We start from the raw sequence: 8,492 nt of genomic DNA on the forward strand, positions 1-8,492 counted from the left end.
GTTTCGCAGCAAACCTCTCCATGATGTACACCGAACATCCATTCACAGACCGCTTCCAAGCCGCATCCCAAGACGGCTTCAAAGCAGTCGAATACCTATTCCCCTACGCCCACCCGGCAAAACAACTAAAAGACCAGCTAACCACCAACAACCTCACCCAAGCCCTATTCAACGCCCCCCCAGGCGACTGGGACAAAGGCGAACGCGGCATCGCATCGTTACCCGGCAGAGAAGACGAATTCAAACGCAGCATCGACACCGCACTCGAATACGCAACGATATTAGGAAACAACAAACTCCACGTCATGGCAGGTTTAATACAGCCAGACCAAGACCGCGCAAAACACCGCGCTGTCTACCTCAGCAACTTGGAATACGCAGCACACCAGCTAGCCCCCCACAACATCATGCTAGTGATAGAACCCATCAACACCCGCGACATCCCCGGTTTTTTCCTCAACCGCCAGGACGACGCCCAAGCCATCTGCGCCGAAGTCAACGCCGACAATCTCCGCGTCCAATTCGACCTCTACCATTGCCAAATAGTCGAAGGCGATCTGGCCGTCAAACTCAAACGCGACATGACCCGCCCGCACGCCGGGATCGGCCATATCCAAATCGCAGGCGTACCCGACCGGCACGAACCGGACCTCGGCGAAATCAATTATCCCTACCTGTTTGAATTGATCGACCAACTCGGCTACGACGGCTGGATCGGTTGCGAATATCGTCCCAAAGCTGGCACGTCAGAAGGCTTGCAGTGGCTCAAGCCGTGGCTATAACCATTCAACAAAGAAAGCATCCCATGCAAATAGTCATCACCGGCGGTGCCGGATTTTTAGGCCAGCGTTTAGCGCGTCAGTTATTGCAGCAAGGCAGCCTGCCAGACAACCACGGCCAACGCCAGACGATTAGCAAAATCGTCCTCGTCGATATCGTCGCCGCCAGCGGTTTTGACGACGCCCGGATTGAACAAATCACCGGCGACATCGCCGACCCGGCATTGCTGGCGCGCGCCATCACCACCGATACCGTGGCGATTTTTCATCTGGCGGCCATCGTCAGCGGTCAGGCCGAAACCGACTTCGCGCTCGGCATGCGTATCAATCTGGACGCCGCACGCTTGTTGCTGGAGCGGTGCCGTGCGTGCGGCCATCGTCCACGCGTGATCTTTACCAGCTCGGTGGCGGTCTTTGGTGGCGCGTTGCCAGCGGTGGTGCAAGACAACACCGCGCTCAACCCGCAATCGTCCTACGGCGCACAAAAAGCCATCGCCGAATTGCTGCTCAACGATTACAGCCGCAAAGGCTATGTCGATGGCCGCGTGCTGCGCTTGCCGACCATCAGCGTGCGGCCCGGCAAGCCGAATCAGGCGGCGTCCTCATTCGCCAGCGGCATCATCCGCGAGCCGCTGAATGGCGAGGCGGCGATCTGCCCGGTCGGTCCGGACGTGCGGCTGTGGTTGTTGTCGCCGCGCAAAGTGATCGCCTGCCTGATCCACGGTTATGCGCTTAGCGTGGCGGCGCTGGGAAGTAGTCGAACGATTAATTTGCCGGGGGTGTCGGTGACGGTGGGCGAGATGGTCGCCGCGCTCGGGCGGGTCGCCGGTGCGGAGGTTGCCAGTCGGGTTGAATGGCGGCATGACGCGGCGATAGACCGGATTATTTCTAGCTGGCCCGGGGCGTGGGATGCAACGCGCGCTGCGGCGCTGGGGTTTAGTAGCGACGCTAGTTTTGACGAGATTGTGCGGGCTTATATGGAGGATGATTTGACTGTGGCATGAATAGCTATGTGAATCCTGTTTGGCCGACGGCATGCATGCTGTCGGCCGGGTAGCTTAGTGATGCTCAATATCCTTGAGCATGGCGTCGCGCAGGATTTGATTGATACGGGTCTGATACCCCTTACCTTGAGAGCGTAGCCAAGCCAGTATGTCGGTATCGAGACGTACGGTTGTGGCAGCTTTTACGGGGCGATACAACGGATTGCGTACAGCCTTCTTGAAGAATTCATCATCCAGTTTCGGGATATCTGAGTAATCAATTTCTGCATCGCTCATCGCGTCCAATTTGCCCCAGTCGGTGCCGGGTGTTTTCATGTCGGCAGTCGGCTTAGTGTGCTTGTTCTTCATAGCGGTTCCTTTCTGATCGATCGGCTTTTCGTGCCGAGATAATGCGAATGACTTCCTTCTGCTCTTCAAAACGTACTGTGTGGGCAACCAGCGCTACCAGTGTCTGCCCGATACGTCCAATGGTCTGCTAACGCTCCTCACCGTTCTCGATGCGGTCTTGCCGCATCAGTGCAAAAGGGTCGTCGAACACCTGCGTCGCCACCTCGAAAGTCAGATGATGCTTGTGCAGGTTGGACAGATTCTTTGTTTCATCCCATTCAAATAATGTCATACGTAAATGTTAGTACAAAATTGTTGTCGTTGATGAATTGTAGGCTAAAACTGCACATCGGAGCTAAAAAGTTTTAGCAACTGTTATCGGGTTATTCGCAGTTTCAATCAAGAACCCATTTGAGTAGAGCCTGCCAACTTTTAAATCCCCTTGGTGCGGCTCGATAGCGCGTCTATACTTCTGCATCGCGATTAAGGGTCAGCCCATGAACTCACCAAAAACCTCCTCTCATCTCCCCGTTATCCTGACCGGCGACCGGCCTACCGGCCCGCTGCATCTCGGTCATTTCGTCGGCAGCCTGCGCAATCGGGTTGCTTACCAAAGTACTTATCAGCAATTCATCATGCTGGCCGACGCGCAAGCGCTGACCGACAATATGGATGACACCGGCAAGGTGCATCGCAATGTGGTTGAAGTGGCGCTTGATTATCTGGCGGTCGGGATCGATCCGCTGCAATCGACGATCTTTATTCAGTCGCAGATTCCAGAGCTGGCCGAGCTGACGTTTTATTATTTAAATCTGGTCACGGTGGCGCGTTTAGAGCGCAATCCAACGGTCAAGGAAGAGATCCGCCTGCGTGGTTTTGAGCGCGATATTCCGGCGGGGTTTTTGACCTATCCGGCTAGTCAGGCGGCTGATATCACGGCGTTTAAGGCGATTTTGGTGCCGGTCGGCGAAGATCAGATTCCAATGATTGAGCAGACCAATGAAATCGTGCGCCGCTTTAACCGTGTAGCAGGGCGTGAGATTTTGATCGAAGCCAAGGCCTTAGTGCCAGAAATCGGGCGTTTGCCGGGGATCGATGGCAAGGCCAAGATGAGCAAATCGCTGGGTAATACCATCAATCTTGGCGCAAGCGCGGATGAGATTCGGGCAGCGGTCAAGAAGGTCTATACCGATCCTCTGCATCTGCGCGTAGCTGACCCGGGCCATCTTGAAGGCAACGTGGCCTTTTTGTATCTGGATGCGTTTGATCCCGATCAGGCGGGGCTAGTGGACTTGAAGGCGCATTACGTGCGCGGTGGTCTGGCCGACAGCATCGTCAAGGTGCGGCTGGAGAATTGCCTGCAAGAATTGCTGGCACCGATTCGTGCGCGTCGGCAGGAGCTGGAGCAAGATCGCGGCACGATTTTGGAGATGCTCAAACGCGGCACGGAGACGGCGCGGGAAGTCGCGGCACAGACCACGGCTGAGGTGAAAGCGGCGTTGGGGTTGCGTTATTTCTAGGACGTATTGAGATTGTCAGGACTATCATGATGTTAAACAGGCCCTGACAAGACGGAAAATGATATGACCAGCCAAGTAAAGTCTGCTGATGCACAATTGACAACGGGTATATGGACCAGAGCAAGCGAAGACGCACTCGTGAAGCGCTGCATCCATGCTGCGGACCAAAATAAGCCTGCGGCAAGCGCGGATGAGGCCGATATATTTCGCTTGGTGGCGCAATTGGTCAAGACCCGATATCCCATTGTTGCGGCGGCATTAGAGAGGTCCACAAAAGCCTACTTCGATGCGCATCAAGCGCTGCAACCGCGCTCTTTTCCAGAAGTAGTCGAGGCGGGCCTCGTGCGTGATCTGCCGCGTGTTCGCCATCTTTTAGAGCGTCAACTTTCCGGGGTACATACATGGTAGCGAATAGGCGTTTTTATACCGATACCGACCTCGCAACAGGTCTGGTACAACTGGTCAAAAAGCTAGGCGAAAGTCTGGACTTGAAGCAGCAAGTCAAGATGTTCATTGCCGGCGGCATGGCGACGCATCTGTATACGGCGAGCAGGGTGACGATGGATGTGGATGCGGAGTTCTCAAAGCGATTTTTAGTGCCATCAGATCTCATCATCGAAACAGCAGAAGGCAATGTGCTGTATCTGGATGCGGCTTACAACAGCACGTTTGCGCTGATGCACGAAGACTATCAACAGGATGCGATCAGGGTTCCCATCGACACAGACTATATTGAAGTCTATGTGTTGAATCCAGTGGACCTCATTGTCAGCAAAATTGCGCGGTTTTCAGGCCCTGATCGCGGTGATATTGAAAACTTAATTGCGCATATGGGCGTGACAGCTGATGAAATACAGCATCGTGCCAGCGAGGCTTTGGGCGGGTACATCGGTAATATGAGTGCTGTGAAAATGCATCTCGAAGAGGTTCTTCAGATCGCCCGACATCATCAGGATACTGATGAAAAAAAACAAGGTTCATGAGGCAACGCGCCTTCTTCTTAGTTAAACACCGCCTCATACAAAAAACCCATACCAGCACGCCCCACAGGCACCAGAAAAATATCTGTCTCACCGATTGCCGCATGGTGCAGCCCATAGATTTTCTGCTTGAACATCACCGCCGAGTCATTGCGAAATAACAAGCTAAATGGCGCACGCGTCATGCTGATAACAGCGCCTTCAACAACAGCGCCGGAGCCAGCCAATGCTTGTGCTTCGGTCAGCACAAAACAGGTATTTCCTTCGTCAGGACAAACAAAATTGTCATTCACCAGCGGGGTGAAGAGTTCTAGCGTGAGCATCGTCATATTTTTATACTAAGTTGGTGTTCATCGAATGGATTCAGAGCGTCGCCTGCCAGCGCATCAGAGTATGCGACCCGGTGGTGTCAATGGCAGTGAAGCCGAGGCGATCGTATAAACGCCGTGCGGCGGGGTTGCGTTGATCGACGTTCAATTGCAGCGGCAGGCCTGCGGCTTGCGCCATTTTCTGAGCATTCGTGATTAGCAGCGATCCGATGCCGCTGCTACGCCACTCGGGAGCCAGGCTGATATCGATGATATGAAATGCTGGCGCTTGCCGCAGCAGATACAAGCGTCCGATGGGGACCGTACCTTTGATAATCAACCAAAAATCAGCAAGCGGAAAATGGGTCAGATAGTGGCGATGTTGCAGCGCGAACTGACTATCGAGAAACGCCTGTTTTTGTGCGGTCTGCCAGGGTACTAAGGCCATTTCCGCAGCGCGTAGCTGACGACAAAGAACCCGCAGATAGTCCATATCTGCGGGTTTGCAAGGACGCAGCGCGATGTCGGGCTGGTCTGGCAGGAACGAGATTTCAGGGATTGCGCTGACCGGGAAAGTGGGAGGCGCAAGCTGGCTGAAATCAGTCGAAGGACGGGTATTCACCGTCAATTGCAATGCAAAAGTTTAACGCTAACAGTGGTTGGCGATTTTCGTGCGCCAGGCTAGTTCCGGCGCTGCCTATCGTTTTACCCGCAAAGGTTACCCCGGACGTTGCGACTGATGCAAACGTAACGGCATTGCTGGGCGTGGATATACAACCATTGTTGACCGGTATCGCCTGCGGGTTATCCACTACGGCGAAAATGTTCATTGAATGCGTGTGCGATGGCATCTGCTCTGGCGTCAGGACGACCGCTTCTTGACCAAAGGTTTTCCCAATGGTGCGTGGCGTCAGATTGTTGCCTGTTCCCTGGCCGCAAGCAGCGCGGCTGACCAAATTGGGCAACATAAAAGTGCTGCTTCCATTGCCGCCGTAAGTGGTGCCGATCAACGCAAACAGTGCGGGGTACTGGCTAGTTTGCAGGGTGGCGCCGTTGCACGCCATCCAGTTCTGGGGCACGTAATTAAAGCCGAAAATCTGAATTTCACCTATGAATGGGTCGGACAAAATATTCTCCTCATCTGATAGTAATGGTGTGTTAACTGACAAACATTCTGATTGTTATTGCTGCGACGGATAAATCCCTTGCCAAGCAATACAAAACGACACAGCCAGTGTCGGCATCATATTTTCATGCGGCAGGTCATTTCCGCTGTTGGCGTTTGCCCCGGCGGCCATCACATAAGGTGTTACTGATGCGGGAACGGTGTTGCCGTACATTGATTGGCTAGCAACTGAGGCACCTAGTTGTTGTGTTGTACCAGGTGCGGCAGTATTGGCGGTGGTGCTCGTCACGTTATACGAATGGCTATGCGCTGGCATAGCTGCTGTGAGCACAGTGACGGTTTCGGTACCGCCCGTCTGAGCCATTACGCGCGTCGTCAAGCCTGAGCCAGTACCTTGATGTATAGGTACCTGACCACGCAAGTCGGGTAAGCCAAAAGTGGTGCTATTGCCGCCATAAGTCAGGCCGAGCAGTGTGTATAGAACTTCGTATTGCTGAATACTTTGCATGCTGCCGTCGCAGGCAAACCATCCATTCGGAATGCGTGAAAAGGCGAACAGGCGAATCTCGCCTACATAGGGTGTGGTCATGACGGTATTCCATTCATGGTTGGGGGAGACATTGGGGAGGGCGGTTAACTGCGTGACGGATAGATGCCGGATAGACAGATGCTGAAGTTAACTACCTGAAATGGTTGCATGTTGTTGTGTGAACCGCCACCGCCAATATTGCCAATGGTGGCCGAAGCCATGACTACCTGGGGACCCGTAGCTGGCGCATAGAGTGGACTACTGTTGCTGGTGCTATAAAAGTGATTGGTTGGGTTTCTGCCGACAGTGGTTACAGTCGATGCATTAGCTGCATGACTGTGTGTTGGTAATTGTGCCTGCGCCAGCGTAACGTTTTCTACGCCGACCATATTGCCCTCGCCATAGACCGTTGGTTGCCAGTTCGTATCGACTGATTTGCCAGAGCTTACGGGTGTACGACCCCGCAGGTCCGGCAGACCAAAAGTGGTCTTGCCATCGCCGCCGTACATCACTCCTAGTAGTGAATAGAGCGCCTGATATTGCATGATCGGTAAAATTTGCCCATTGCAAGCAGCAAATCCCCTTGGTGCAAAGCTAAAGCCGCTCAGCATGATTTGTCCCAGATAACTATCAGACATATAAAAATCTCCCGAATAAATAAATGAACAGCATGGGCATCGACAGTCATGTCGATTGTATTAATATTACAACAATCAGTTTACTTATTGGAAACTATATATTGATATACTTGCATAATTATCATATTTTAGTATGCGATTATTTTATTTAAAATTTCTTCAAAAAAAATAATAAATCGTACATTTGAACCGTTCATAAAAGCGGTCACCATAAAAAATACCAGGGAGTTTTAATGTTGTTATTCGCGTCCGGTAATGACGGCTTTTCCGTTCCATCGTCTTCTACTGCAACGTCAGAGCAGAGCACGACAAGACCGGCACGGTCAATATGCGCTTCGGTCTGGTGCGTTCGTACTTTGTTTTGTTTGTTATTGACCGTCATGTTTGGCTGGTCTGACGCGGCCCTTGCAGCATGTTCGCCTCAAAGCTATCCGGGCACGATGGCTGCTGGCGGTGCTTGGCAAATTAGCATAAAGTCATGTGCGGCATGGGGTTTTAGCTCAGTAATTTCACCACCATTGCACGGCAAGCTATTCCAAGGGGATGTTAATCCTCTATACAGCAGTAATAGTGGCATTTATAGCCTCGCCAATAGCGATGCCAGCGCTAAAATTACTTATGTCAACGATGGCCTCGGCGCTCTATCAGATAGCTTCAGTCTGTACGATGCAAATGACGGCATCACGATCATTCTATTTTCGGTCGTAATCGGTCCTGCTGGTCCTACTATCACCTTGTCACCCCCACAAGCTGCCTTGTCTGCTGGGATCATCACTGTGGCATACAGCCAGACCATCACAGCTGCCGGCGGTACAGCGTCCTACACTTATACGGCTACAGGCCTCCCAGCCGGATTGACGTTGGATTCATTAAGCGGTGCGCTGAGCGGCACGCCGACGGCAGTCGGGACATCCAACAATATTGCTGTCACGGCGCAGGATGCCAATCACTTCAGCACTACTAAGACGTATTCTTTGGTGATTGCAGCAGCACCGACAATAGTCGTCACGCCAACCCCGGCGACCTTGATGGGCGGAACTGCGAATGTGGCGTATACCAATAACTTCGGGGCCTCTGGCGGTACAGCGTCCTACACTTATACGGCTACAGGCCTCCCAGCCGGATTGACGTTGGATCCATCAAGTGGCGTACTGAGCGGCACGCCGACGGCAGCCGGGACATTCAACAGTATTGCTGTCACGGCGCGGGATGCCAATAACTTCAGCACTACTAAGCCGTATTCTTTGGTGATCGCCGCACCGACCATAGTCGTCACGCCGA

At 53.0% G+C, this 8,492-nt stretch carries 13 protein-coding genes; 6 read left to right on the forward strand and 7 right to left on the reverse strand.

The window, feature by feature from the left end:
* Together otnI and denD are read left to right on the forward strand one after the other, a co-directional pair.
* Window positions 1–782: 2-oxo-tetronate isomerase (gene otnI, locus ACVBEF_RS19270; protein ID WP_447125534.1), on the forward strand; the 782-nt coding region annotated here is incomplete at its 5' end.
* A gap of 23 nt (window positions 783–805) precedes the next feature.
* Window positions 806–1,783: a D-erythronate dehydrogenase gene (gene denD / locus ACVBEF_RS19275; RefSeq protein WP_447125535.1), complete on the forward strand. Its 978-nt coding sequence runs from the start codon at window positions 806–808 to the stop codon at window positions 1,781–1,783.
* Between the two features lie 54 nt (window positions 1,784–1,837).
* Here the strand turns inward: denD and ACVBEF_RS19280 are convergent, their stop codons facing one another.
* Both ACVBEF_RS19280 and ACVBEF_RS19285 read right to left on the reverse strand, forming a co-directional pair.
* Window positions 1,838–2,131, reverse strand: a complete 294-nt coding sequence (locus ACVBEF_RS19280; protein ID WP_447125536.1) for a BrnA antitoxin family protein — start codon at window positions 2,129–2,131, stop codon at window positions 1,838–1,840.
* 127 nt (window positions 2,132–2,258) lie between these two features.
* The gene (locus ACVBEF_RS19285) at window positions 2,259–2,402 is read right to left on the reverse strand and encodes a BrnT family toxin (protein ID WP_447125537.1); all 144 of its coding nucleotides are present in this window, start codon (window positions 2,400–2,402) and stop codon (window positions 2,259–2,261) included.
* Between the two features lie 205 nt (window positions 2,403–2,607).
* On the opposite strand from ACVBEF_RS19285, the gene trpS reads away from it, so the two are divergent.
* The 3 genes from trpS (at window position 2,608) to ACVBEF_RS19300 (ending at window position 4,613) form a co-directional block, all read left to right on the forward strand.
* Window positions 2,608–3,630 carry a tryptophan--tRNA ligase gene (gene trpS, locus ACVBEF_RS19290; protein WP_447125538.1) on the forward strand — a complete coding sequence of 341 codons (1,023 nt, stop codon included), beginning with the start codon at window positions 2,608–2,610 and terminating at the stop codon, window positions 3,628–3,630.
* Between the two features lie 63 nt (window positions 3,631–3,693).
* Window positions 3,694–4,038: a hypothetical protein gene (locus ACVBEF_RS19295; protein ID WP_447125539.1), complete on the forward strand. Its 345-nt coding sequence runs from the start codon at window positions 3,694–3,696 to the stop codon at window positions 4,036–4,038.
* Window positions 4,032–4,613, forward strand: a complete 582-nt coding sequence (locus ACVBEF_RS19300; protein ID WP_447125540.1) for a DUF6036 family nucleotidyltransferase — start codon at window positions 4,032–4,034, stop codon at window positions 4,611–4,613. The genes ACVBEF_RS19295 and ACVBEF_RS19300 overlap by 7 nt, the downstream gene beginning before the upstream one ends.
* A gap of 17 nt (window positions 4,614–4,630) precedes the next feature.
* Here ACVBEF_RS19300 and ACVBEF_RS19305 read toward each other — a convergent pair whose 3' ends face one another.
* From ACVBEF_RS19305 to ACVBEF_RS19325, 5 genes are read right to left on the reverse strand one after another with little or no spacing between them, the layout of a single operon-like run.
* A complete protein-coding gene (locus ACVBEF_RS19305) occupies window positions 4,631–4,939 on the reverse strand; it encodes a DUF6916 family protein (RefSeq protein ID WP_447125541.1) in 309 nt (102 codons plus the stop codon).
* 34 nt (window positions 4,940–4,973) lie between these two features.
* The gene (locus tag ACVBEF_RS19310; RefSeq protein WP_447125542.1) at window positions 4,974–5,540 is read right to left on the reverse strand and encodes a GNAT family N-acetyltransferase; all 567 of its coding nucleotides are present in this window, start codon (window positions 5,538–5,540) and stop codon (window positions 4,974–4,976) included.
* Complete coding sequence (locus ACVBEF_RS19315) at window positions 5,518–6,045, reverse strand: phage tail protein (protein ID WP_447125543.1); 528 nt, start codon at window positions 6,043–6,045, stop codon at window positions 5,518–5,520. Before ACVBEF_RS19315 ends, ACVBEF_RS19310 begins: the two co-directional genes overlap by 23 nt.
* A gap of 54 nt (window positions 6,046–6,099) precedes the next feature.
* A complete protein-coding gene (locus tag ACVBEF_RS19320) occupies window positions 6,100–6,633 on the reverse strand; it encodes a phage tail protein (protein WP_447125544.1) in 534 nt (177 codons plus the stop codon).
* A gap of 44 nt (window positions 6,634–6,677) precedes the next feature.
* On the reverse strand, window positions 6,678–7,211 hold the full coding sequence (locus ACVBEF_RS19325) for a phage tail protein (RefSeq protein WP_447125545.1): 534 nt from the start codon (window positions 7,209–7,211) through the stop codon (window positions 6,678–6,680).
* Between the two features lie 233 nt (window positions 7,212–7,444).
* Here ACVBEF_RS19325 and ACVBEF_RS19330 point away from each other — a divergent pair.
* Window positions 7,445–8,492 (forward strand): Ig domain-containing protein (locus ACVBEF_RS19330; protein ID WP_447125546.1); only part of this gene is annotated, 1,048 nt, incomplete at its 3' end.

The sequence above is a fragment of the Glaciimonas sp. GG7 genome (genome assembly GCF_052976905.1).